Origin of the sequence: Citrobacter sp. wls829, from assembly GCF_005280825.1 — a bacterium.
Lineage (GTDB): Bacteria > Pseudomonadota > Gammaproteobacteria > Enterobacterales > Enterobacteriaceae > Citrobacter > Citrobacter gillenii.
Genome location: NZ_SZWP01000052.1, coordinates 135,801 through 162,181, shown reverse-complemented (window position 1 = coordinate 162,181; position 26,381 = coordinate 135,801). Strand labels below are relative to the sequence as shown.

The following is a 26,381-nucleotide window of genomic DNA, read 5'->3' as shown; positions in this document are numbered from 1 at the left end:
TAAAGAAATTACACCAGGCATTGAGTCCTTTTCAGAAAAGAAGAAGGCGGCCCTTTAGCCGCCTTCCTGACTTAACTTGCCTGCGATGAGGCATCTTCCGTTCCGGGCAGCGGTTCAGGAAGCTGCGGTGCAAACCCGCGCAGACCCACTACATGAACGTGCTCAGTATTCTGGAAGACCTTACGCACCAGTTTATAGGTGGTGCCTTTCTCCGGGCTGATGTTCTCCGGCGCGGCGATAATAAGCTGCATCTGCAAACGCTCGCACAGTTCAAACAGGGTCGCGATAGAGCGTGCATCCAGTCGTGCGGCCTCATCAAGGAACAGCAGACGACACGGGGAAATATCTTTCCCACGCAGTCTACGTCCTTCATCCTCCCAGCTTTGTACCACCATCACCAGAATCGACATCCCGGTACCGATCGCTTCACCCGTTGACAGCGCACCGGACTCAGCACGCAGCCAGCCGTCTGAACCACGGTTAACTTCAACTTCCATTTCCAGATAGTTGCGGTAGTCCAGTAGCTCTTCACCAATGGTTTGCGGCGTGCGCTGCCCCATGTCAATCTGCGGATTCAGACGCTGATACAGCTTCGCCAGCGCTTCCGAGAAGGTCAGGCGGTTACTGTTAAACAGATCCTGGTGCTGCTCGTGCTGCTCGGACAGGACATCCAGCAACGTGGCGTGGGTTTCACGCACGTTAACGTTCAGACGAACGCTGTTAACCTGACCAAAGGAGACGTTTTGCAGACCCTGGTTCAGCATACGAATACGGTTTTGCTCGCGCTGGATAGTCTTACGGATGATGTTCGCCACGCTGCGGGAGCTGATCGCCAGCTTCTGCTCACGCGAGGTTAACTCTTCCGTCAGGCGGCTAAGCTCAATTTCCATTTGCTCGATGGCTTCCACCGGATCGTCGGTGCGGATAATATCCTGACGAATACGTTCGCGCAGATGCTGGTAGACCGCCACAAAGAACTGGATTTTGCGTTCCGGACGCTTCGGATCTTCGGACATGCGCAGTACGTCACGCAGGTGTTCGTTATCCGCCACCGCCAGACGTAGCGCACCTAACGCCTTATCCGACATTGAACGTAATTCATCCCCGGAAAGATAAGCCAGCTCGCGACGGTGCAGACGACGTTCAACGCCATTGTCTTTCACCATGCGCATCACGGCGCACCATCCGGCTTTCGCCATGACCACCTGCTCACGCATTTCAAAATAATCACGTTCCAGCTTACGCAGCCTGCGGGTCAGGTTATCCATTTCCGCTTCGCAGAAGGTCAGTGCTTTTTCCAGCTGGTTACGGCGCGCACGGTTGTTGCTGAGCTGCGCGTGCAGCTCATCACGACGGATACGCGCTCGTTCTTCCGCTCCGCTGTCGGCGCGAACGCCAATATCCTGCAGCTCGCGCTGTAAATCGTTTAGCAGCTCTTTTTTGGTGTCATACGAGCTTTTCAGCGACGCCATTACCTGGCTGTACTGACTTAGCTGTGCAGCATGACTGCGCAAGGCTTCACGAGCACGGGTACGTTCAGCTTCTGCGTGCTCCAGACGTTCACGTAGCTTCTCGTTCAGATCGCTGTTACCGCTGAGCATTTCTGCCGAGTCGGAATAGCTAAAGTGCGCGCGGCGCTGGACGACTTCAGTCAGCGCAAACGCCTGCTGACGCGCGTCACGCTGCATTTGCTGCGAGTATGCGTAGTCTTCTTTTAACTGTTCAAACTGCTCGGGATCATTTTGCAGAACCGAAACCATTGGCTCCAGTTTGGCAAGCTGATTACCATGCTGCTGAACGAAACGCGCGGCCTCCTGGGCTTCATCCAGACGTTCGCGGATTTCGTCCACGCGATCAGCTAAGGTGTCGTCGGCCAGCAGATTCAAACGCGGCAACAGGCGGTTAAGGGCTGAGACGCCCTCTTTCGCCTGTTCAAACTGCATGCGTTGCTGCTGGTTATCATTTTCATGATTGGTCAGCGCACGCTCCAGCTCAACGCGGCGGCTGTTCAGTTGGCGAATTTCCGCCTCGGGATCGGACTCAAACGCCACCGACAGATGGCTGCCGATAAAGCGGCTAAACGCCTGGTGCAGACGTTGCGTTTTCTGGACGTCAAACGAGAGCGTGGCGAAGCGTTCGGACAGCCCTTCACGTTCGGCATGCAGGGTTTCTATGCGGCTTTCCCGCGCGGCGCGACCAAAAATCGGTACCGTCGGGAAGCGAGAATAACGCCACTGACGCTCGGCGGTTTTCACCACCACCGCGCCTTCCAGTTCATCCACGCTGAAGACGCTGTCATCAAACGACTGCGGGTCCCCTTCGATGAAATAGAGATCTTCCGGGCAATCCGTCAGTCCAGACAGCTGTTCGGTGACCAGTGACAGATCCGGGACCACGATGGCATGGCGCGACGGGCCATACAGCGCGGAGAAGTACGGAGCATCTTCAAGGCTGACGTCATCGTAGATTTCTGACAGCAGCACGCCACCAAAACGTTCGGCCAGTGCGTTGAGGCGCTGATCTTCTGCGCCCCCCGGCTGACTTAAGCGTTCTATCTCTTCATCTACCGCGTTTTTACGTGCGCCGACTTCATCACGCTCAACAATGGCTTCGCGTTCGCGCTCCAGCAGTTGTTGCAGATATTCGGTGACCTCCTGGCTGGAGGTAAACTCTTCACCGCACTGCTCGCTGAGCTGGTTGAGGCTATTTTGCGCCGCCAGCCAGACAGGGGCACGCTGCATTAAATGCTGAATGCGGGATTGCAGCTGTTCCTGCTCCTGACGCAGAGTCATACGCTGTTCGCTGGCAGACGACACGCTATCAGACAAGGACGCGATGCGGGCTTCCAGCTCCTGGTGCAGGGCTTCCAGCTCGTCGATGTCGAAGTGTTTACCCTGACGCTTACAGAATTCAGCCAGCAAACGCTCGGCCTCCTGCTGTTCGCGCAGACGCTGTTCCAACTCGCTCAGCCGCATGCGCAGCGGCTGAACCTGCTCCGCCAGATGCCGTTGCTCAACGCCTTCACGCAGCAGCTCACGCGCCACGCTCCAGGCTTCGCCGCGCGCCAGCGGGCCGTTAATCGCCGCCACCAGCTGATAGGCTTGTTCGAACTGGCTGTGCGCGGTTTGCGCCACGCTCATTTTTTGTTCGAGCGTCAGTAGTTTTTCCGTGGCTTCCTGCTCTTTCGCCTGGAAGGTTTCCAGCCACTCCGCTGCGGAGTCTGGCGTCAGATCCGGTAAATGACAGATCTCTTTGGCCCGGCTCAGTGCCTGAATCGCCTGAGTATAGTGAATCGCACGCGTTTGCTGGACGTCCAGCGCCTGCTGATAATCGGCAAGCTGGTTTTTCAGCTCATCCACTTCCAGCTCGGCGGCTTCCGCCCGCGCTTCGTTGTCTTCCTGGCGATCGGCGGCTTCCGCCACCACTTCATTTTGTTCTTCTAGACGGATCTGTAACTCTTCGAGATCCGCTTCATAACGTTCAATTTTTTCCTGCTGACGCAGCGCGGTTTGCACCAGATTCAGGTGATCGCTGGCCGCCTGATAATCGGCTTCAAGGTCGCCTTCGGCGCCATTATGCTCGCCCAGCTCACGCGCCATATCCACGTGCTTATACTGCTCTGCCGCCAGTTGTTTACGTGACGTGTGCAGCTCACGACGATATTCCAGCGCTTTATCCAGGTGAATACGACGTTCGTTGGCATGGCGCATATAATCCGCCGCCACGTAGTTGGTCGCTTCGCTGATCAGGTGCTTAAACAGGTCGCGGTCAGACTGGGTCACGCGTATGGCTTCCAGCGTCATGCGGTTTTCACGCAGCGCGGCTTCCATATCCTGGAACGCTTTACGCACCCCGCCGTTTTCCGGCAGCAGGTAGTCACGAAGCGAACGAGTGATGGCGCTGGAAATCCCGCCATAAAGCGAGGCTTCAATCAGACGATAGAATTTGCTTCGATCGGAAGCGGAACGCAGACGACGAGCGATGATGCCCAAATCGAACATCAGCGAGTGATAATCCGTTATCGAGTTGAATTGCTTAAACTGGACGCCTTCCATCTCCTCAAGCTTATCTTTCAGCTCTGCAAGAGACAGGACGCGCGCCTGACGCTCGTTCAACGTTTCTGTGACCAGTTCGGTTGGCTGCACCGACATCGGCAGCCCCTGAATGGCGAACGGTTTGATATCCACTTTACGATCGCGCCCGGCGACCTGTTGCAAGCGCACGCCAACCACTACGCGTTGATGACGCGAATTCAGGACGTCGAGCATCGAGTAACAGACACCCGCTTTGAGCTTACCGTGCAGGCCTTTATCACGCGATCCGCTGGTCGCACCGGCTTCGGTGGTATTACGGAAATGCAGTAAGGTTAAGTCCGGAATCAGTGCCGTAACAAATGCCGCCATAGTGGTGGATTTACCGGCACCGTTCCCGCCGGACAACGTGGTAACCAGTTCATCCAGGTCAAACGTGCGGGCAAAAAAACCATTCCAGTTGATCAGCGTTAGTGAGCGAAATTTACCGCGTTCAATCATTATTCTTCCTCTCCACTGTCCGGCTGACTCTCTTCTGGCTCATCGTTGAGTTGCAGATTATTTTCGACCGACATCGCCTCACCATCACGAATTAAACGACGCTGCGCTTCGCGCGGATCGTCACCGCTGCGCACATCCGCGCCAAAGCGGAACACCGATTCCGTAATGCGGAATTTGCTACTGTCATGGCCCATAAACCACACCATGCCTAAGCGGCGCAGGCGGTTTAATGAAGAACGTACTTTTTCCTGCAGCTTCTGACGGTCAACGTCCGAGCCGGTGGAGCGGTTATTCACCAGCCTGAGCAATTTAGCTTCGTCCGCCAACGTCAGCAGTTCGTCGTACAGTTCTTGCTGGGTAAAAATCCCTTCATTGGCCAGACGTTCCGGGCTGAGATAGAGATAGCAAAGAATTTTACCAACCATCATGTCCAGTTCAGACAATACTGAGCGCGGAATAAGCGTGGTCGAGCGCGGACGAAGGTAGAAAAAACCCTCCGGGGCGCGAATGAGCTCCACGTTATAGCGGCTGTAAAATTCTTCAAAATATTCCTGAAAGTCCATCAGGAAGGCATGATTATCCAGCTCATCCAGCCCGATATGTCGGCCCGAACGTAATGCGCTGTCCAGCGCCGGAAATAACGGATTCGCCAGCGCCTGCGCCAGCTTAACCGGCATCACTTTTTCAATATTTGTCAATGACATGCGCCTGTACCTTGGCTCCGTAATCATTAATCGGCTGCCATTTGGCTGGCAGTCCGGTGAAATCTGCTTGCGCTACGCCAAGGCGTACCGCCTGATCGATAACAATACGCGCAACGTCGAAGTGACGCGCGCGCGGATATTGCGCCAGATACTCGCGCACTACCAAACCGAGATCCAGTGGCGTTTGTCTGGATTTATAGATAGCCAACTGTTCTTCGATGATCGCTGCCAGCTGTTCACGGATCTCGTTAAATTCTTCATACTCAAGGTCCGGCGGCAGTTCCCCAGTGACCTCTTCATCACGCAACACCATCTCTTCGTCACGCATGTCCAGCAGACGATCGGCATTGGCATAGGTCAACGCCCACGGATCGTCAAAGTAAGTCTGGACAGACTGGCGCAAACGCTGAGCAAAGACGCGGTTTTTATCCATATCAATCGCGGTACGGATGAATTTATGCACGTGGCGATCGTAGCCGATCCACAGATCGATGGATTGCTGACCCCAGCTTATAATACGGTCAAGCTTGCTCTGTAAGTCGAACACCAGACGGTCAACGAAATGCAGATCGTCATGGGTCATGGTGGAGTCCTGAATACGCAGCAGGTTAGCCTGTAGCTTATCCCCCGCTGCTTCCAGCGTGTCCTGCAGTTCACGCAGCGTGCCGGAGGTTTCAGACAGCAGCATTTCGCAGCTGGAAATCGCCGCCCGCCAGTCTTTATTCAGCAATTGGGCAATGTCGTCTTTCACCTGCTGCTGCTGCTCATCCATAATGCGCTGCGTCAGGTCGATGCTGTCGAAGATTTCCGCCACCGAATATTTCAGCGGTGCGTACACATTGCGGTGCCAGTGGAACTCATCGCCGCCTTCTTCGGCCGCATCTGCCGCGCGCTTCAGTTCCCCAGCCACAATTGAGAGCTGCATGGAAAGGCGCAGCGTCGAGAACTCACGCTGGCGGATGTAATAATCGGTGATGCCCATCCCCAATGGCGTCAGACGATAAATGGCGTTTCCTTCAGCCTGCTCGCTGGTAAAGCGGTTCAGCAGACGTTGACGCACCATATCGTTGATCGCGTTGTTGGCGCGCACGCCGATGGTTTCGCTGGTTTGCTCAAACGCATCACTGACATGGCGGAATGCATCCACCAGTTCGCCTTCACTCATCTCACCGTCAAGCCGCTCACCGTTCAGCGTAGCCACAGCCAGCAGAAAAGAAAGTCTGTCTACCGGCAGAGAGATGGAAAAGTCATTTTTTCTGGCCCAGGCAACCAGTTCGGGGACTGTCTGGGAAAATTCACTCATAGGTTATCCTTGCATCTGCGGTTTGCGCGCGGTGACATGAATATAACGCCCAAGGCTGATAAACGGCTCCTGGCGACAATAGCGCGTTTCTATTTCTGTTAAAGCGTCAAAACAGTCATGCTGTTTTTGTTTATCACGCAGATAATCATGAAACACCCTTACGCCCGTTTTACCGGTTATCTCCCAGCCGATCTCCTCCAGCCAGCCATAGACTTGCTGAGGGTCGCGCGGGAAATCGGGAGACAACGTGCGCCGTTTCTTTTTATACATTCCCTGCTGTACATAGCCGAAATTACCGACCAACACATTACGCATCAACAGACCGTTTGCATTGTAGAACATCAGCGATAAAGCACCGCCCGGGCGTAACATCGACCACAGTGTTTTTAAGACAGCTTGCGGGTCAGCCACCCATTCCAGCACAGCATGAAACAATATCAGATCAACCTGAGAATCCAAATGCTGCGGAATGTCCTGAGCGGCACAATGTATAAAATGCATGTTGTCGCTCACACCTTGCTCTTCTGCCGCCCGTTGCGCTCGCGCCACCATTTCAGCAGAAAGATCGCACAAGGTGACGTGATGGCCCCGCTGCGCCATCAGAATGGCTGTCTGCCCTTCTCCGCCACCCGCATCAAGCACACGCAACGTTTGGCCCGCGTAGTCGGCAAGCAGCGTGTCCAGATCCTGCCAGAGGATCGTCTGACGAAGCTGACCTTTGGTGGTACCGTAAATGTTACGGGAAAACTTCTCGGCAATATCATCAAAATTGCGATCCCGCATCGCTCGCTCCACATGCTGGCTTAAGGGTGACTAAGTAAAACCGCTATTTTGTCACACCCACGCCGAGAATGAACCTTTCTGGTGTAATATCCCTGCTGATCTTCTGCTGTATGGTTAAAAAAGGAACCAAAAAGGATGCTTTTTACACTGAAGAAAGTGATTGGCGGTATGATGCTGCCGCTTCCGTTGATGCTGCTGGTGATGGGGATAGGGCTGGCGCTAGTGTGGTTTAGTCGCTTTCAGAAAACAGGGAAAGTGTGTATTAGCCTTAGCTGGCTGGCACTTTTGCTGCTCAGCTTGCAGCCCGTCGCCGATAGTCTGCTAAAACCGATTGAGGATACCTATCCCACCTGGCAGGATACGCAGAAAGTCGAGTTCGTTGTGGTACTGGGCGGAGGTTATACCTGGAACCCGCAATGGGCGCCGAGTTCAAATCTAATCAATAATAGCCTTCCGCGCCTCAATGAAGGTCTGCGCCTGTGGCGAGCTAATCCGGGATCGAAGCTGATCTTCACCGGCGGCGTGGCAAAAACCAATACCGTCAGCGCTGCGGAAGTTGGTGCCCGCGTGGCGCGGTCGCTGGGGGTTCCCCGCAGTGAGATAATTACCCTGGATGAACCTAAAGATACCGAAGAAGAAGCCGCCGCAGTGAAAAAAACAATCGGTGACGCGCCATTCCTGCTGGTGACCTCCGCATCACATTTACCGCGCGCGATGATCTTCTTCCAGCTGGCCGGACTGCATCCGCTACCAGCACCCGCTAATCAACTGGCGATAGACTCTCCGCTGAACCCGTGGGAGCGCGCCATTCCGTCCCCCGTCTGGCTGATGCACAGCGATCGCGTCGGCTACGAAACGCTGGGAAGGATCTGGCAGTGGTTGAAGGGCTCATCAGGCGAGCCAGGGCAACAGTGATTTGGTTGCCAGATCAAAGTTAGACCGACTGAAACGCCCGGTATTGACCAACTGGGCGACTTCATCCCACAACACATACAGCCAGCGTCGCCAGATGAACGACTCCGCCACGGGCGCGCGTTGCAGATATTGCCACAACAGGCTTTCCGCCAGCGCATTATCCATCAGCCGGAACAGCTCAAACTCTCTTGGCGCCCAGAGCATTAACCCCGGCCCGACCATTGCCAGGAGCTGATCGCTACGAGCATCTTTGAGCATACTGCGCAAACTGAAATTGCCGTGGATCAGAACGCAGTTATCGTTAAAACCTTCGAACAGGCTGGGCAGGCACTCTCGGGTACGAAACAAAATCCGTTTGTCCTGCATCGTTAACCCGGTATTGCTGAACTGGTTGAGGGTGCTCCACAACACCTCCACACGTTGACGATACCAGGATGGCCAGAAATTTTCCTGGGTATTATCCACCTCACCAACACATCCGCGACTGTCCTGGCGATGCCATGACAGCATACCTTCTACAATCTGATCTTTTAAATGTTCCCAACGCTCGGGCGTTCTGGCAGGTGCTTCCACCGGCACGCCGCGTAAGCGCTCAAGTAGCAGCACGTCCGGGCCAGGATGTTCCTCGTGCGTCAGGACACCATAAATGACCGGCATACGTACCGTACCACTGCGCGCCAGCATGGACGTTTTCCATGCCAGCTGCTGTGCCATACCCGGCGTAGTGAAACTTCTCGCCATCAGCGGCATCGGGTTTCCCTGGCTGTCATACAATGCCCACAGCGCTGTATCCGCTTTTTCATTCACGCATTCTATACGACTGAGTTTTTCACCCAGTAAATGACTGAGTTCGGCACGCAACTGTTCCATTTCAGATGGCCCTCATAAATGCGACTGCTTTCATAATGAGCGTCGTGCAGACGGATGTCACCCGGATGAGATCAATTGATGAACAGAAAAGTGGAAGAAAAGAATCAAGATACGACACTCCTCCCACTAATACTCGTCAGATATCAATCTGTAGTGAGGGGAGTGTGATTAGAAAAACTAACGCATTTCGGCGCGAACGCGCTCGAGATCTTCGGCGGTATCAACACCTGTGCCGGGTACTTCTTTTGCCACAGCAACGTGAATTTTTTCGCCGTACCACAGCACGCGGAGCTGCTCCAGCATTTCAATATGCTCAAGCGGGCTCGGCTGCCAATTAACATAGCGACGGATAAAACCGGCGCGATAGCCATAAATCCCCAGGTGACGCAGGAAAGTATCACCGACGGTTTCAAGACTTTTGGCAAAACGATCGCGATCCCAGGGAATAGTTGCCCGTGAGAAATAGAGCGCATAACCTTCCGAATCCAGTACCACTTTTACCGCATTAGGATTAAAGGCTTCTTCCGTGGTGTGGATCGGCGCGGCAAGCGTTGCCATACCGACCTGCCGCTGCGCCAGGTTCTCTGCTACCTGCCGAATAATGACCGCCGGGATCATCGGCTCATCACCCTGCACGTTCACAATAACGGTATCGTCGCTAAAACCACATTTCTCGACGACTTCCGCCAGGCGCTCCGTTCCGGACTGGTGATCGGCGCGCGTCATGCACACTTCTCCACCCACCGCTTCGACTGCGCGAGCAACATCTTCATGATCGGTAGCAACAATAATGCGATCGGCACCGGACTCGCGCGCACGCTCCAGAACATGCACGATCATCGGTTTGCCGTTGATATCCAGCAGTGGCTTACCGGGCAGGCGCGTAGACGCATAGCGCGCGGGAATAATGACCACAAAACTCATGATTTACTCTCATCCGCCGTCAGGGCGCGAGCTTCCGTTTCCAGCAACACGGGAATACCGTCTCGCAGTGGGAACGCCAGGTTATCCGGCTTACAAATAAGTTCCTGTTTTTCCTGGTTGTACCAGAGTTTTCCATTGCATACCGGGCAGGCAATAATTTCAAGCAGACGATGATCCATAGTTCCTCCAGATGGACCGGATTGTGAATCCGTAAATATTAACATATTCGTTTAGCGGGCTGGGGCTATTTCCCAGCCATCACGGTAGTCGACAAATAAACTGTCAGGATAGCGTCCCAGCGTAACGCGTGTCGCCTGTTGCCAGCGCGCAAAATCATCGATGGCCTGGAACACGCCCCTTTGCAGGGTAATTCCCGATTTGACGCCATCCTGCAACCATAGTGAGATAATCTCCAGCACGCCCGTTTTACGGTGCATTTTAGCATCCATACGGCCCACCAGTTGCCCACGATGCAGCAAAGGCAAAACAAAATAGCCGTACTGCCGTTTCGGCGCTGGCGTATAGCACTCCAGCCGATAGTTAAAATCAAACAACTGCTCCGCGCGTTTACGATCCCAGACCACCGGGTCAAAGGGAGATAACACAGCACTGTGGGTGGCTGTTAATTTGCCCGCCTTTGCCTGTTCAAGCAATGGTAGAAGATCGCTATGGAGCCACATAGGCCCCAACCTTTCGACATCGACAGGGATGATTTTCCGTTGCTCTGCGCGCACATCACGCCAGTTTTTGAGTTCTGGACGCTTCAATCGATAGTAGTCCGCCAGCCACGGTTCGCGGAAAATACCGAGGCTGCGCGCACTGTTGTCCAGCATGGCCGTTTCCGCTTGCGTCTGCGAAAGCAAGTCTCGTTCATCATCCCAGTACGGCATAACCCGATGCGTTACATCATAGACCCGCTGGAAATTACGCCGCTCCACCACCATCACCCTACCGGCGGTGAACAGTCCTTCAAGATGACGTTTCTGCGGCTTCCATTCCCACCACCCGCTGGTTCCCTTGCGCGGATGCTCAAAATCGGCTGAACGCACCGGTCCATTTTGCTGAATGTGATGAAGCAATTGTTCAATCTCATGGACATGCTCATGCATCCAGGCGGCTTTGTACTTCCAGCCCATATTCTCTGGGGCAAGCATACGATGGCGAATCAGCATAAAGTCGCTGCGCGGTAAGAAGCACGCCTCATGCGCCCAATATTCCATCAACTCGCCACGTAGTAGCGAGTCATCCAGCCACTGCGGGGAATAGTCGCCCAGGCGACTGAACAGCACCAGATAAGGGCTACGCGCGACAATATTAATGGTGTCTATTTGCAGTAAAGACATGCGCGTAATGGTCGCGAGAATATCTGCCGGGGTCGCCCGACGACGTGTTTTTTTCAGCAGGCCCTGTGCTGCCAGGTGAAGATGACGAGCATCCGTCAGGGAAAGGTGCGGCAACGACATGGATAACCTCATCAATCAGTCGCTGCCGCAGCGTGAAACCGTTAACGAGCCAGCGAGGTTAATCTATCAAGTAATACGTCAGGCTGGTCACCCGACAGATGCGCATCAACAGGGAGGTACCACCAGTTATCCTCGGCAAAGGCGCGACATTTCACCGCGTCTTTTTCCGTCATCACCAGCGTTTGTCCGGCAACTAATAATGCACTGACGTCACTGTAGGTCAGAGACTGATGGTCTGCCAATGGGACACATTTCTGTGGGTTAGCCCCGCATGCCGCCAGGGTGGCAAAGAAACGCGGGGGATGGCCAATCCCAGCCATAGCAACAATATTGGGTAACAGCGCAACGTCGCAGCGCTCGCCGGTGCGTAAATTAACGGCCAGCCCCGGCTCAAGGCGCATCGGAATTTCTCCCGCCTGTGGAATACCACCGTTGACGATAGCCGCATCCACCGATTTAAGCCGATCCGCTCGCTCCCGCATAGGCCCCGCGGGAAGCCACCAGCCGTTGCCAAACCGACGTTCACCGTCAATCACCACGATTTCAACATCGCGCGCCAGGGCATAATGCTGCAGACCATCGTCCGTGACGATAATCTGCACGTCATGATGAGCAAGAATGGCTTTTACCGCATCGGCTCTTACCGGAGAAACAGCAACCGGCACGCCGGTACGCTGGAAGATCAGTACCGGTTCATCGCCCGCTTCTGCCGTCGTGGTGTCCGCCGTCAGCAACAGCGGGTACGCCTGCGCTTTTCCGCCATAGCCGCGAGAAACTACGCCCACACGAATGCCGCGTTGCTGCAGGTGTTCAACCAACCAAATAACGACTGGCGTTTTACCATTGCCGCCAGCTGTAAGGTTTCCAACTACTACAACCGGCACCGGTGCGCGCCATGCACGTTTAAGCCCAAGCGTATAGCATAAGCGGATCACCCCGCTCACCAGACCATATAGCCAGGAGAGCGGAAGTAACAACCGCCACAGCGGCGATTCACCGGACCAGATACGCGCGATCATTGACCAAATTGCATTTTGTGTAATTGCGCATACACACCGCGCTGTTCGAGCAGTTCACTATGGGTGCCGCGCTCAACAATCAGCCCATCTTCCACAACGACAATCTCGTCCGCCTGTTCGATGGTCGAAAGACGGTGCGCAATGACCAGCGAGGTGCGGTTTTTCTGCAGTTCATCAAGAGCCGCCTGGATAGCGCGTTCGGATTCGGTATCCAGCGCCGACGTCGCTTCATCCAGGATCAGAATCGGGCTGTCGCGTAGTAAGGCTCGGGCGATAGCAATACGCTGGCGCTGACCGCCGGAAAGCAACACGCCGTTCTCGCCGATGACCGTATCCAGACCATCATCCATCTTGTTGATGAAGTCCATGGCGTAGGCCATACGCGCCGCTTCTTCAATCTGTTCGCGGCTGTAGATATCCGTACGTGCGTAAGCGATGTTATTGGCAACCGTGTCGTTAAACAGGTGCACGTTCTGCGAGACCAGCGCAACCTGATCGCGCAAGGACGCCAGGGTATATTCACGCAGATCGTGTCCATCCATCAGAATTTGCCCTTCATCAATGTCATAGAAGCGCGTAATCAGACTGGCGATGGTGGATTTACCTGAACCTGAACGCCCAACCAGCGCAACGGTTTTTCCTGCCGGAATATGCAGGTTGATGTTACGCAGTGCAGGCACTTCACGACCCGGATAGGTAAAGGTGACGTTACGGAACTCTAAATCGCCGGTCGCACGTTCGATAACGCGTTTACCTTCGTCTTTTTCCTGTTCGCTATCCAGAATAGTGAACAAGGTCTGGCACGCCGCCATACCACGTTGGAACTGGGCGTTGACGTTAGTCAGAGACTTCAGTGGACGCATCAGAGCGATCATTGAGGAGAAGACCACCGTGATGGTCCCTGCCGTCAGGTTTTCCATGACGCTGGGGAAACTGGCTGCATACAATACGAAAGCCAGCGCCAACGACGCAATCAACTGAATGATTGGATCGGAGATAGAAGACGCGGAAACCATCTTCATGCCCTGTAAACGCATCTTGTTACTGACTTTATCAAAACGTTTGGTTTCGACTTCCTGACCACCAAAAATCAAGACTTCTTTGTGGCCTTTCAGCATCTGCTCCGCACTGGTCGTCACTTGCCCCATAGTGTTTTGCATATTCTTGCTGATGCTACGGAAACGCTTGGAAACCACGCGGATCGCAATCGACACAATGGGTGCCAGCACAATCAGAATTAATGACAGCTGCCAGCTGTAATAAAACATCATGATAAACAGGCCAATAATCGAGGCCCCTTCACGCACTACGGTGATCAGTGCGCCCGAAGACGATGACGCAACCTGTTCTGAATCATAGGTAATACGAGACAGTAACGTACCGGTTGACTGTTTATCAAAAAAGGCGACGGGCATGCCCATCATATGACCAAACAGGCGGCGGCGCATGGTCATCACCACTTTGCCTGACACCCAGGAAATACAGTAGCTGGAGACATAGCTGGTTAAGCCACGTACTACCATCAGTCCAATGACCACCAGTGGCATCCACATCAGCACCGAGCGATCTGTTTTACCAAAACCATCATCCAGTAATGGTTTAAGGAGCGATAGCATGAAGGTATCGCTGGCCGCGTTCAGGACTAACGCTATACCCGCCACGATCAGACCCGATTTAAAAGGCGCTATGGTCGGCCATAGTCGGCGAAACGTCTGCCACGTAGAGAGATCTTTATCGTTATGCATTCAAAAAACCAGCATTTGTTAGAATAGCCGCATATTCTACCCGTTATCCTCCGGCACGCCAAACCACTGATGATACCAACGAGGTAAAATCTGATCCCGCAAACTGCGTATCCGCCAATTTTCCGGGAAAAAGTCCAGTGTAACCTGCCCCTGATGAGGCGTGTCCAGCCATTGGTAACTCTGCTGCTGATAGCGTTGCTTCACTTTCCAGGAAGGCAGACGCCAGGCGTTATAGCGTGAAGCTGAGGCTACCGCCACCTGCCCAGCAACCCGCTGAACAAACGCTAATGACGATGAAGTATTGCTGCCATGATGCGGTACCTGAATAAAAGTGGACTGCAGATGCTGCCAGTAATGACTTAGCATTTTTTGTTCTGCAGGAGATTCAATATCACCGGTCAGCAGAAAACTGCGCTTGCCGTCGTCAACTCTCACCACACAGGAATGGTTATTCCCCCGATCGTTAGTCCCACGGAGCGGCCAGTGAGCGCTGAACGTTAATCCCTGCCATTGCCAGCTCTCGCCGCGAAAACAGGGTAAATGGCCTTTCCATCCTAGCGGGCTTCTCACCCACAATGCTGGCCAGGTTTTCAGTAACGAGTCCATTCCCCCCCGGTGGTCCAGATGTTCATGGCTCAACACGATCCCTTCAGGTGTCAGGTTGTGCCAGCGTAACCAGGGGATGATCAACTGCTGTGCGCTATCACCCCCAGGCCATGCCAGCCCGGTATCGTAGAGGATCGCTTTACCATTACGGGTGATGACCATTGCCAGTCCTTGCCCAACATCCAGCATATACACCTGCCACACTTGCGTTCGCGCAGGTCGCCAGAATGGCAAGCTCAACAAAAGCACTGCCGAAATGCAGACCACCGGTAAGGTACGCCATGCATTCAGTCGCCATGCAACGAGCATCGCCCAAGGCGATAACGAAAGCCATTGCCAGCGTTGGTCAATGTTGATCCAACCTTCTGGCAGACTATTGAGCGCCCAGAATAAGAGTGCCAGCGAACGATCGGCCAGATACCAGCACCCGGTCTCGACAACCAGCGGCCCGGTTAAGTGCACAATCATACCCGCGAGTATCAGCGGGACAGAAACAAACGTGACCAACGGTACGGCAAACAAATTGGCCAGAAATGAGGTCAGGCTGATACCGTGAAACAGGGCGATTTGCACTGGCAGAAGCAGGAGCGTGATACCTAACTGGAGATGCGCCAGCTCGAGAACTACGCGTCCCACACGGGAGAGTGACCATTCGGGCAGTGGAAACCATTGATACCAGAATATCAGTGCCGCAACGGCAAACGCGGACAACCACAGGCTTTGTGAGAGAACAGCAACGGGATCAACCATCACAATTGCAGCCAGACAGCATGTCCAGACAGCCCACCCACTCCACTGCCGCCCGCTCAGTTTAAGCGCACCCCAGACAATCAGTGCAACCACGGTGCGTAATGCGGGAGGCTGTAGCCCTGTTAACCATGCATAAAACGTCGCACAGGCGATTCCGCCCACCAGCGGAACCTGCCAGGCGATCCAGCGGGTTGGCATAAAAAATTGCCCACCGCGAATTAGCCCGGCGGCTAAAAGCGCGGCAAAGGCAATATGTAGCCCGGAAATAGCCATCAAATGCGCCGTTCCGGTGTCGCGCATAATGGTTTTCACCTCTTGCGAAACAGAGAGTCGCTCCCCCATTCCCAGGCCCAGTATCACCTGCTGCCAGGGATAAGCGGATAACGTTGTATTCAACGAAGAGAGATAACGGGCACGCAGGCTACACTGTGGCGAAATGACACTTGCCTGCAGGAAGCGTCCCGTCAGCGGTTGATGCTGTGCTAACGCATAGCGCTGGCTATCAAATCCCCCTTCATTTAATTGGCCGTGTACCGCGCGAACCTTAAGCGTCATTGCCCATTTCTGACCCGCACAAACCTCACCAGGCAAGTATTGTCCATACAGTACGATCCCCTGCGCCGGAAATATTCGTCTCCCTTGCAGGTGGGTAATCTGTCCATAGTGCGTGGTCATATGGTCAGTGCCGGTTATTTGTACTATGGCCTGTTGAGTGTTAGCAGGGAGCGTATTGCCCGCCCAGGTAGCGTCTTTCGCCGCCAGTATTCCCCAGAGAAAGAACAACAGCGTTAACCCGGCATAATGCAGATACTTGTGCGGAATAAGACAGAGCACACACGCCAGGCAAAACAGGCCGCTGACGTACAGCATTTCGGGCAGTGAGGGTAATACCGTAAGCGGGAGAATACCGCACAATGCACACGAGCTGACCGTTGTTATTTTCACAAAACACCTCCCTGTTACAGGAAGTGTGCAGGACAACGCAGCGGTTGTCTGGCAGCAATTTTTCGTTTTCCGGCGTGTGTTCTGCTGTTATTACGCGAAGGATGTAATGTGCAATTTAACTGAGAGGCGGGTTCCAATATGGGCAAGCAGAAATGAAAAAAGCACCCCTACAGGTGCTTTTCTCGACGTTAAGTTTTGTGAAAAACTTAGCCGTAAATATTGGCGCGATCGCGCAGCTCTTTACCCGGTTTAAAGTGCGGAACATATTTTCCTTCCAGATCCACTTTATCGCCAGTCTTCGGATTACGTCCGGTACGTGGTGCGCGGTAATGCAGAGAAAAACTACCGAAACCGCGGATTTCAATACGCTCGCCCTGCGCCAGAGTCGAGGCCATATGTTCCAGCATCTCTTTTACCGCGTCTTCAACCGCTTTCGCGGGAATGTGAGGCTGCTGGGTTGCAAGTCTTTCGATCAATTCTGACTTGGTCATGATTCCTCCGGTTCCTTAAAGGCAAAATTAGCTGCTGCATTGATTAAGGGCGGCCGTAGCCGCCCTTTGTCATTGATTACAGGACGAATCCTGTAATCTGTCAAGCTACTCGTTACCCTTTGTGCTGTTAATAGCACAAAGGATTTAAAGCACTCGATATTACTCGCCTTTAGCTGCTTTGAAAGCTTCAGCCATTGCGTTGTTAGAGAAGTTTGCATCTTCCTGTTTGTTAACAGTTGCGATTGCATCTTTCTCATCAGCTTCGTCTTTAGCACGAACAGACAGGCTGATTGCACGGTTCTTACGATCAACGCCGGTGAATTTAGCTTCAACGTCGTCGCCTACGCTCAGAACCAGAGTTGCATCTTCAACGCGGTCACGTGAAGCTTCAGAAGCGCGCAGGTAACCTTCAACGCCGTCAGCCAGTTCTACGGTTGCGCCTTTAGCGTCAACTGCAGTCACTTTACCGTTTACGATTGCGCCTTTCTTGTTCAGTGCAACCCAGTTGTTGAACGGATCTTCTGCGAGCTGTTTAACGCCCAGAGAGATACGCTCACGTTCTGCGTCAACCTGCAGAACAACTGCTGCGATTTCGTCGCCTTTTTTGTATTCACGAACTGCTTCTTCGCCTGCAACGTTCCAGGAGATGTCAGACAGGTGAACCAGGCCGTCGATGCCGCCGTCCAGGCCGATGAAGATACCGAAGTCAGTGATAGACTTGATTTTACCTTCAACACGGTCACCCTTGTTGTGGGTTTCCGCGAACTGCTGCCATGGGTTGTTTTTGCACTGCTTCAGACCCAGGGAGATACGACGACGTTCTTCGTCGATATCCAGAACCATAACTTCCACTACGTCGCCAACGTTAACAACTTTGGACGGGTGGATGTTTTTGTTGGTCCAATCCATTTCGGAAACGTGAACCAGGCCTTCAACGCCTTCTTCGATTTCAACGAAGCAGCCGTAGTCGGTCAGGTTGGTCACGCGACCAGTCAGTTTGGTACCTTCCGGATAACGCTTAGCGATAGCTACCCATGGATCTTCGCCCAGCTGTTTCAGGCCCAGAGATACACGAGTACGCTCGCGGTCGAACTTCAGCACTTTAACAGTGATTTCGTCGCCAACGTTTACGATTTCGCTCGGATGCTTAACGCGTTTCCATGCCATGTCGGTGATGTGCAGCAGGCCGTCAACGCCACCCAGATCAACGAATGCACCGTAGTCAGTGAGGTTCTTAACGATACCTTTAACTTCCATGCCTTCCTGCAGGTTTTCCAGCAGCTGATCGCGTTCTGCGCTGTTTTCGGATTCGATAACGGCACGACGGGAAACAACGACGTTGTTACGTTTCTGATCCAGCTTGATTACTTTGAATTCAAGCTCTTTGCCTTCCAGGTGCAGCGTGTCGCGGACCGGACGAACGTCTACCAGGGAACCCGGCAGGAACGCGCGAATACCATTCAGCTCAACAGTGAAGCCACCCTTGACTTTGCCATTGATAACACCAGTAACGGTCGCAGCTTCTTCGTAAGCTTTTTCCAGCGTGATCCAAGCTTCGTGACGTTTAGCTTTTTCACGGGACAGCAGAGTTTCACCGAAGCCGTCTTCTACTGCATCCAGAGCAACGTCAACTTCGTCACCAACCTGGATTTCCAGCTCGCCCTGGGCGTTTTTGAACTGCTCTGCCGGAATGGCAGACTCAGATTTCAGACCGGCGTCAACCAGTACGATATCTTTGTCGATAGCAACAACAACACCACGGACGATGGAACCCGGACGGGTTTCAATTGTTTTTAAGGATTCTTCAAATAGTTGAGCAAAAGATTCTGTCATGTTTAATCTTCAGGTTTCATATTTAACGTCCACCTGGCTCCATGCCGGATGGGGTTGTTTAACATACCCGCTAACACTCCATTGCTACGGGGGTACTGCAAATTCGGTCGCACTTAAGCGAGTGCCAGTTTTTGGCGCGCGTATTGTAACGCTTTTTCAATCACTTGCTCAATGCTTAATCGGGTTGAATCCAAAACTAAGGCATCAGCAGCAGGAACTAACGGCGCTACCGCACGGTTTCGATCGCGGTCGTCGCGTTCTTCGATCTCGGCCAAAAGGCGTTCAAAGTTAACACTAAAGCCCTTCTCCTGCAACTGTAGCATACGTCGATGCGCACGTTCTTGCGAGGAAGCGTCCAGAAAAATTTTCACCGGCGCGTCAGGGAATACCACGGTCCCCATGTCGCGTCCGTCAGCGATTAATCCCGGCGCTTCACGGAAGGCGCGTTGACGACGCAACAGCGCTTCACGCACACGGGGAAACGCGGCAACCTGAGAGGCGGCGTTTGCCACTTCCTGAGTGCGGATTTCACCGCTAACATCTTCACCTTCAAGGATAACTTCCAGATTGCCGTCTGTTGAGATAAAACGCACATCCAGATGTGACGCCAGCGGGACCAGCGCATCTTCAGAGGCGACATCAACATGGTGATGTAACGCCGCAAGCGCCAGTACACGATAAATCGCGCCAGAATCTAACAGATGCCACTGCAATGCTTCCGCCATTGCTTTGCACAAGGTGCCTTTACCTGCACCGCTTGGGCCATCAATGGTAATAACCGGGGCAATTGCCGTCATCTTTTTCTCCTTAAACAGGCATACGTTAACGTAAACGCCGCGCATTATACGCGCCAACGTCAACGATCGTTATCTTTGTGTGAAAAATACAGAATCATTGAAGCTGAGTGTAGAATAAATGGGCAATCGAGGATGTCAGAATGTGCCGCACGTGGTAGTGCGGCCATCAAATCAGGCAGGTGTACTAATACGTGCCAACTGTTCGAAATAATCCGGGAAGGTTTTGGCCGTGCATTTAGGGTCAAGAATAGTGACTGGCGTGTCAGACAGTGCCACCAGCGAGAAACACATCGCCATGCGGTGATCGTTATAGGTCGCAATATCAGCAAATGTTAACGTAGCAGGTGGCGTGATACGGATAAAATCATGCCCCTCTTCCACTTCAGCGCCCACCTTACGCAGCTCCGTCGCCATCGCAAATAAACGGTCTGTCTCCTTGACTCGCCAGTTGTAGATGTTGCGAAGAGTCGTGGTGCCTTTCGCAAACAGCGCCGCGGTAGCAATCGTCATCGCCGCATCCGGAATGTGGTTCATATCCATATCAATGGCGTGTAATTCCCCGTGCGTACAGGCAATGAAGTCATCTCCCCACGTCACGGTCGCACCCATTTTTTCCAGCACATCGGCAAAGCGAATATCGCCCTGCATGCTGTTGCGACCAATCCCGGTGACTTTCACCGTACCGCCTTTAATCGCTCCGGCTGCAAGGAAATACGAGGCCGACGACGCATCCCCTTCCACCAGGTATGCGCCAGGGGACTGGTACTGCTGTCCACCTTTGACAACAAAATGTTGGTAGTTCTGGTTCTCAATCTCAACGCCAAAGGTTTTCATCAGGTTTAGCGTAATATCGATGTAAGGTTTTGATACCAGCTCGCCTTTAATTGCGATCGTCGTATCCTGCGGCGCCAGCGGCGCGGTCATCAGCAACGCGGTGAGGAACTGGCTGGACACGCTGCCGTCCACGTCAACCTGACCACCGATAAAACCACCGCGCAGTCGTAAAGGCGGATAGTTTTGCTGCTCAAGGTAATCAATGTTTGCCCCCCCCTGGCGTAACGCGTCGACCAGATGGCCAATCGGGCGCTCTTTCATACGCGGTTCACCCGTCAGTACAATATCGTTGCGCCCCAGACACAGCGCAGCCGCCAGCGGACGCATCGCGGTGCCGGCGTTGCCAAGAAACAGTTCGACTGCACCTTCGGCCTGTAACGCGCCGCCGTTACCGATGATTTCGCAGCGGGTACGATCGGCAGAAAGGGTATAACTAATCCCTAACGCATTCAGCGCGTTAAGCATATGGCGGACATCATCACTGTCCAGCAGGTTGGTCAGGACAGTGGTGCCATTTGCTAATGCAGCCAGCAGCAAAGCGCGGTTAGAAACACTTTTAGAACCAGGCAGATTGATGGTGCCATCTACCCGCGCAATGGGTTGTAACGTCAGGGATTCCATGAAACTTAACTCTCAAAAACAGATATAAAAACCCCACAGGCTGGCTGTGGGGATGAAAAATAACAGCAGATTAGCCGCGGCGACGCTCGAAATCGATCATGAAATCGGTCAACGCTTTCACGCCTTCAAGCGGCATTGCATTGTAGATAGACGCGCGCATCCCACCGACCACACGATGCCCTTTCAGCGCATGCAGACCAGCAGCAAAAGACTCTTCCAGGAACAGTTTATCCAGTAAGCTGTCAGCCAACTGGAAAGGAACGTTCATGCGCGAGCGGTTAGACTTCGCAACATCGTTACGATAGAAGTCACTGTTATCAATGACGCCGTACAACAGTTCCGCTTTTTGCTGGTTAATTTTGTCCATTGCGCTGACGCCGCCTTGTGCTTTCAGCCACTTAAAGACCAGACCAGAGAGGTACCAGGCAAATGTCGGCGGCGTGTTAAACATCGAGTCATTGTCGTTCAGGACGGTGTAATCGAGGATCGACGGGCAGGACACGTGCGCTTTGCCGAGTAAATCTTCACGTACGATGACGATCGTCAGACCCGCTGGGCCGATGTTTTTCTGCGCGCCAGCGTAGATTACGCCATAGCGGCTAACATCAAGCGGTCCAGACAAGATGGTGGAAGACAGGTCAGCGGTCACCACAACGTTACTGGCAAAATTCGGCGTCTCATCGATTGCAATACCATCAATGGTTTCGTTCGGGCAATAGTGCAGATAAGCCGCATTGTCAGAAAGCTGCCATTCACTCATTGGCGTGACCGCCCGCAGGCCGTCAACGGTGACTTTGGCATCAATCACGTTTGGTGTGCAGTATTTCTTCGCTTCTTTAATGGCGCTGGCTGCCCAATAACCAGCATCGACGTAATCTGCCGTGGTCTTATCGCCTAAAATATTGAGCGGGATCCCGGCGAACTGACCGCGACCACCGCCATGGCAGAACAACACTTTGTAGTTGGAGGGAATGCTGAGGAGATCGCGAAAATCCTGCTCTGCTTCCTCTGCGACCTGGATAAACTCTTTACCACGGTGGCTAATTTCCATCACCGACGTGCCAAGACCATTCCAGTCGCGGAGATCCTGTTGAGCCAGTTTAAGTACGTCCGCCGGTAGCATTGCCGGGCCTGAACTAAAATTGAAGACCTGAGTCATTTCCCCTCACCACGTTGTGTTGTTATCCGGTCAACATCCTGTCGTTGGCAATAATTCCTGTGACAGACATTGGGTATATGTTTTTCCTGTGGATATCGGTTTTATCATTCAGCGACACGCGCCGCAATGGGTAATACGGGTCAGGGGAAAAATGTGTCATTCGTCACACAACAGAATCTATCGGATTGACGGCTCAAAACCGATATTTTCGCTGTCAGGTGACCCGTTTTGCCCGACTGGCCTTCGTCCATTCTGGATTTGCACAGCGCGGACATAATTGATGATCCCCAGCGCGCATGTGAATAACCTCACTACAGCGTACGCAGGCATAATCCCCTGCCGCCGGTACCACCTTAAAGCGTTGCGTACAGTGTTTAGGCAGAATGCTGAGACCGGGTTTGACGTCTTCATCGGCAAAGAAATAGACGCTGATTTGCCCGTTTGTCTCCAGAATAGCGAGCTTCACCTGCCCTAATTGCTCCACACCGTTCAACCGCAATTCCATAAAAAACTCGAATTCCGTCATATTGGCGTTATTGAGCTTCGACCATGACAGTTCGCCGTCTTCGATGATCACCAGCGGTTTACCCTCCAGCAGATCCTCCAGCTTTTCACTGTGTGCCATCAGCCACATCACTAAGCGATACAGCAGCGCCAGGGTAATGAATACCACCAGCACCGGTAGCAGCGGAACATCGTCATAAAACGCCACATCCCCCGCTGCCGACCCCAGCGTCAGGATAATCAACACTTCAAAAAGCGACATCTGGCGTACACCACGCCGCCCCGTGAGCTTTAAAAACAGAAAAACCAATATAAAGGTATACAAGCTGCGCAGCGCCACCTCACCCAGAAACTCCATGGGCACTTTATCCAGCGCCATACGGTGTAAATCGAATGCTTTCATTTTGTACTCTTAACGTGGGTTATCGTGTGAAAGCATAGTCAACGCTTTTATTTGCGTCACCGCAGTGGCGGCGATAGCGCCATTCATATAAAACCCGTATCATTGCGCGCTTTCCGTACGACAAAAGTGATTTTCATGACGCAAACATTTATTCCCGGCAAAGATGCCGCGCTGGAAGATTCCATCGCCCGCTTCCAGCAAAAATTACTCGACCTTGGTTTCCAGATTGAAGAAGCCTCATGGTTAAACCCCGTTCCTAACGTTTGGTCTGTGCATATTCGCGATAAAGAGTGCGCACTGTGTTTCACCAACGGTAAAGGCGCGACGAAAAAAGCGGCTCTGGCTTCCGCGCTGGGCGAATATTTTGAGCGTCTGTCCACCAACTACTTTTTTGCCGATTTCTGGCTGGGTGAAACTGTCGCTAACGGTCCATTCGTACATTATCCGAACGAAAAATGGTTCCCGTTAACCGAAGAGGATGACGTTCCAGAAGGTCTGTTGGATGCCCGTCTGCGCGCGTTCTACGATCCGGAAAATGAACTGACCGGCAGCATGCTGATCGACCTGCAGTCAGGCAATGAAGAACGCGGCGTTTGCGGTCTGCCGTTTACCCGCCAGTCTGATAACCAAACCGTGTACATTCCGATGAATATCATTGGCAACCTGTACGTTTCCAACGGAATGTCTGCCGGTAACACCCCAAATGAAGCACGCGTTCAGGGGCTTTCTGAAGTCTTTGAACGTTATGTGAAGAACCGCATTATCGCAGAAAGCATCAGTCTGCCGGAAATCCCAGCCGACGTGCTGGCGCGTTACCCGGCTGTGGTCGAGTCCATCGCCAAACTGGAAGCCGAAGGGTTCCCAATTTTCGCCTATGACGGCTCGCTGGGCGGCAAATACCCGGTTATCTGCGTAGTACTGTTTAACCCGGCTAACGGGACCTGCTTTGCGTCATTTGGCGCCCACCCGGACTTCGGCGTGGCACTGGAGCGAACCGTCACTGAACTGTTGCAGGGCCGCGGTCTGAAAGATCTTGATGTCTTTATGCCCCCGACCTTTGATGATGAAGAAGTGGCTGAGCATACCAACCTCGAAACCCACTTCATCGATTCCAGCGGCCTGATCTCCTGGGATTTGTTCAAGCAAGATGCCGATTATCCGTTCGTTGACTGGAATTTCTCCGGCACTACGGAAGAAGAGTTCGCCACCCTGATGGCTATCTTCAAAACCGAAGATAAAGAAGTGTATATCGCTGATTACGAGCATCTGGGCGTGTACGCCTGCCGCATCATCGTTCCGGGGATGTCTGATATCTATCCGGCTGAAGATCTGTGGTTAGCGAACAACGGTATGGGCACACATCTGCGTGAAACCATTCTTTCTCTGCCGGGCAGCGAGTGGGATAAAGAAGACTATCTCAGCCTGCTCGAACAACTGGATGAAGAAGGTTTTGACGACTTTACCCGCGTACGTGAGCTGCTGGGTCTGGCAACAGGTTCAGACAACGGCTGGTCTACGCTGCGTATTGGTGAGCTGAAAGTGATGCTGGCACTGGCCGGCGGTGACCTGGAGCAGGCACTGATTTGGACCGAATGGACAATGGAGTTTAACGCATCGGTCTTTAGCGCCGAACGCGCCAACTACTACCGTTGCCTGCAAACGCTGCTGCTGTTGTCGCAGGAAGACGATCGCCAGCCGCTGCAGTATCTGAACGCTTTTGTCCGTATGTACGGTGCCGATGCGGTTGAAGCGGCGAGTGCGGCATTAAGCGGAGAAGCGCCTTTTTATGGCCTCCAGTCCGTCGACAGCGATCTGCAGGCTTTCCCGGCGCATCAGTCTCTGCTGAAAGCCTATGAAAAACTGCAGCGTGCAAAAGCAGCATACTGGTCAAAATAATGGCAATTAGCCTGCTCTGAGTAGGCTTCAACAATTGACTACGCTATATTACGGGGCGCATTTTGTGCCCCGTTTTTTTATTTTTGCTTAATCAAAAACAAATGTAAAAACAAGGTTAAAAATTAGTAGTTGATATTAAAAAAAATAGCTTGATAGTGTTGCATTTTATCTCAATTACTCCATTTTAATTAACCGCTAAACGGGAGGCGAAAGGAAAAAATTCAACTCACCTTATAATTTTTAAAATTTATTTTTACTATAATAATCAAAAAGTTACTCCGTAATCGCATAAAAACCATGCGTCTTACGGGCCTATAAGCCAGGCGAGATATGATCTATATCAAATTCTCATCTATAATGCTTTGTTAGTATCTCGTCGCCGACTTAATAAAGAGAGAGTTAGTGTGAAAGCTGACAACCCTTTTGATCTTATACTTCCTGCTGCTATGGCCAAAGTTGCCGAAGAAGCAGGCGTCTATAAAGCAACGAAACATCCGCTTAAGACGTTCTATCTGGCAATTACTGCCGGTGTGTTCATTTCAATTGCCTTTGTTTTCTATATCACCGCCACGACCGGTACTGGAACAATGCCTTTCGGTATGGCCAAGTTGATCGGTGGTATCTGCTTTTCCCTGGGACTGATTCTTTGTGTTGTCTGCGGCGCTGACCTCTTTACTTCAACCGTACTGATTGTCGTCGCTAAGGCCAGTGGACGTATTACCTGGGGCCAACTGGCAAAAAACTGGCTCAACGTTTATGTTGGCAACCTGGTAGGTTGCTTGCTCTTTGTGCTACTGATGTGGCTTTCCGGCGAATATATGACCGCTAACGGCGCATGGGGGCTAAATGTCCTGCAAACCGCCGATCACAAAGTGCATCACACCTTTGTTGAAGCCGTCAGCCTCGGTATTCTGGCAAACCTGATGGTGTGCCTGGCCGTATGGATGAGCTACTCAGGCCGTAGCCTGATGGACAAAGCGTTTATCATGGTATTGCCGGTCGCAATGTTTGTTGCCAGCGGTTTTGAGCACAGTATCGCAAACATGTTTATGATCCCTATGGGTATCGTAATACGCGATTTCGCCACACCGGAATTCTGGACCGCTGTCGGTTCTTCTCCGGAGAATTTTTCACACCTGACCGTGATGAATTTCATCACCGATAACCTGATTCCGGTTACGATCGGTAACATTATCGGCGGCGGTTTGTTAGTCGGGTTGACATACTGGGTCATTTACCTACGTGGTAACGATCATCACTAATTTGTTGATGCCCATTACACGT

The 26,381-nt window shown here is 52.8% G+C and carries 20 protein-coding genes; 3 read left to right on the top strand and 17 right to left on the bottom strand.

Going from position 1 to position 26,381, the window contains the following annotated elements; translation table 11 throughout:
• Positions 1 to 71: 71 nt before the first annotated feature.
• Genes mukB through cmoM form a run of 4 tightly spaced genes read right to left on the bottom strand, consistent with a single transcriptional unit; the run spans position 72 to position 7,322 of the window.
• A complete protein-coding gene (gene mukB / locus FDW88_RS08540; RefSeq protein ID WP_137362379.1) occupies positions 72 to 4,532 on the bottom strand; it encodes a chromosome partition protein MukB in 4,461 nt (1,486 codons plus the stop codon).
• Positions 4,532 to 5,236: a chromosome partition protein MukE gene (gene mukE / locus FDW88_RS08535; RefSeq protein WP_137362378.1), complete on the bottom strand. Its 705-nt coding sequence runs from the start codon at positions 5,234 to 5,236 to the stop codon at positions 4,532 to 4,534. The genes mukB and mukE overlap by 1 nt, the downstream gene beginning before the upstream one ends.
• Complete coding sequence (gene mukF, locus FDW88_RS08530; RefSeq protein ID WP_137362377.1) at positions 5,217 to 6,539, bottom strand: chromosome partition protein MukF; 1,323 nt, start codon at positions 6,537 to 6,539, stop codon at positions 5,217 to 5,219. Before mukF ends, mukE begins: the two co-directional genes overlap by 20 nt.
• 3 nt (positions 6,540 to 6,542) lie before the next feature.
• Positions 6,543 to 7,322, bottom strand: a complete 780-nt coding sequence (cmoM, locus tag FDW88_RS08525; protein WP_096757669.1) for a tRNA uridine 5-oxyacetic acid(34) methyltransferase CmoM — start codon at positions 7,320 to 7,322, stop codon at positions 6,543 to 6,545.
• A 135-nt stretch (positions 7,323 to 7,457) separates the two neighbouring features.
• Here cmoM and elyC point away from each other — a divergent pair, with 135 nt between their 5' ends.
• Positions 7,458 to 8,237, top strand: a complete 780-nt coding sequence (gene elyC / locus FDW88_RS08520) for an envelope biogenesis factor ElyC (RefSeq protein WP_137362376.1) — start codon at positions 7,458 to 7,460, stop codon at positions 8,235 to 8,237.
• Here the strand turns inward: elyC and FDW88_RS08515 are convergent.
• The 13 genes from FDW88_RS08515 to FDW88_RS08455 all read right to left on the bottom strand — a co-directional run bounded on the left by FDW88_RS08515 (position 8,214) and on the right by FDW88_RS08455 (position 23,201).
• Positions 8,214 to 9,107: a YcbJ family phosphotransferase gene (locus tag FDW88_RS08515; RefSeq protein WP_096757672.1), complete on the bottom strand. Its 894-nt coding sequence runs from the start codon at positions 9,105 to 9,107 to the stop codon at positions 8,214 to 8,216. The genes elyC and FDW88_RS08515 overlap by 24 nt on opposite strands.
• Positions 9,108 to 9,284: 177 nt before the next feature.
• Positions 9,285 to 10,031, bottom strand: coding sequence for a 3-deoxy-manno-octulosonate cytidylyltransferase (kdsB, locus tag FDW88_RS08510; protein WP_117341716.1), 747 nt, complete (start codon positions 10,029 to 10,031; stop codon positions 9,285 to 9,287).
• Positions 10,028 to 10,210, bottom strand: a complete 183-nt coding sequence (gene ycaR / locus FDW88_RS08505) for a protein YcaR (protein ID WP_096757674.1) — start codon at positions 10,208 to 10,210, stop codon at positions 10,028 to 10,030. The genes kdsB and ycaR overlap by 4 nt, the downstream gene beginning before the upstream one ends.
• A 51-nt stretch (positions 10,211 to 10,261) precedes the next feature.
• On the bottom strand, positions 10,262 to 11,494 hold the full coding sequence (locus FDW88_RS08500; RefSeq protein ID WP_137362375.1) for a winged helix-turn-helix domain-containing protein: 1,233 nt from the start codon (positions 11,492 to 11,494) through the stop codon (positions 10,262 to 10,264).
• Positions 11,495 to 11,535: 41 nt separating this feature from the next.
• A complete protein-coding gene (lpxK, locus tag FDW88_RS08495; protein ID WP_137362374.1) occupies positions 11,536 to 12,513 on the bottom strand; it encodes a tetraacyldisaccharide 4'-kinase in 978 nt (325 codons plus the stop codon).
• Complete coding sequence (gene msbA / locus FDW88_RS08490) at positions 12,510 to 14,258, bottom strand: lipid A ABC transporter ATP-binding protein/permease MsbA (protein WP_117341713.1); 1,749 nt, start codon at positions 14,256 to 14,258, stop codon at positions 12,510 to 12,512. The genes lpxK and msbA overlap by 4 nt, the downstream gene beginning before the upstream one ends.
• A gap of 36 nt (positions 14,259 to 14,294) precedes the next feature.
• Positions 14,295 to 16,559, bottom strand: a complete 2,265-nt coding sequence (locus tag FDW88_RS08485; protein ID WP_137362373.1) for a ComEC family protein — start codon at positions 16,557 to 16,559, stop codon at positions 14,295 to 14,297.
• Positions 16,560 to 16,765: 206 nt separating this feature from the next.
• Positions 16,766 to 17,050: an integration host factor subunit beta gene (gene ihfB / locus FDW88_RS08480; protein ID WP_003035780.1), complete on the bottom strand. Its 285-nt coding sequence runs from the start codon at positions 17,048 to 17,050 to the stop codon at positions 16,766 to 16,768.
• Between the two features lie 159 nt (positions 17,051 to 17,209).
• Complete coding sequence (gene rpsA / locus FDW88_RS08475; RefSeq protein WP_096757679.1) at positions 17,210 to 18,883, bottom strand: 30S ribosomal protein S1; 1,674 nt, start codon at positions 18,881 to 18,883, stop codon at positions 17,210 to 17,212.
• Between the two features lie 113 nt (positions 18,884 to 18,996).
• Positions 18,997 to 19,680, bottom strand: a complete 684-nt coding sequence (gene cmk / locus FDW88_RS08470) for a (d)CMP kinase (RefSeq protein WP_045441261.1) — start codon at positions 19,678 to 19,680, stop codon at positions 18,997 to 18,999.
• 171 nt (positions 19,681 to 19,851) lie between these two features.
• Entirely contained in the window at positions 19,852 to 21,135 is a 1,284-nt protein-coding gene (aroA, locus tag FDW88_RS08465; protein ID WP_137362372.1) for a 3-phosphoshikimate 1-carboxyvinyltransferase, read from the bottom strand.
• 70 nt (positions 21,136 to 21,205) lie between these two features.
• Positions 21,206 to 22,294 (bottom strand): 3-phosphoserine/phosphohydroxythreonine transaminase, encoded by a 1,089-nt coding sequence (gene serC / locus FDW88_RS08460; RefSeq protein WP_137362371.1) that lies wholly within the window; start codon positions 22,292 to 22,294, stop codon positions 21,206 to 21,208.
• Positions 22,295 to 22,508: 214 nt separating this feature from the next.
• On the bottom strand, positions 22,509 to 23,201 hold the full coding sequence (locus FDW88_RS08455) for a DUF421 domain-containing protein (protein ID WP_117341710.1): 693 nt from the start codon (positions 23,199 to 23,201) through the stop codon (positions 22,509 to 22,511).
• A gap of 135 nt (positions 23,202 to 23,336) precedes the next feature.
• On the opposite strand from FDW88_RS08455, the gene ycaO reads away from it, so the two are divergent.
• On the top strand, positions 23,337 to 25,097 hold the full coding sequence (gene ycaO / locus FDW88_RS08450; RefSeq protein WP_115258945.1) for a 30S ribosomal protein S12 methylthiotransferase accessory factor YcaO: 1,761 nt from the start codon (positions 23,337 to 23,339) through the stop codon (positions 25,095 to 25,097).
• A 404-nt stretch (positions 25,098 to 25,501) separates the two neighbouring features.
• Positions 25,502 to 26,359 (top strand): formate transporter FocA, encoded by an 858-nt coding sequence (gene focA, locus FDW88_RS08445; RefSeq protein ID WP_135322512.1) that lies wholly within the window; start codon positions 25,502 to 25,504, stop codon positions 26,357 to 26,359.
• The last annotated feature ends 22 nt before the right edge of the window (positions 26,360 to 26,381 follow it).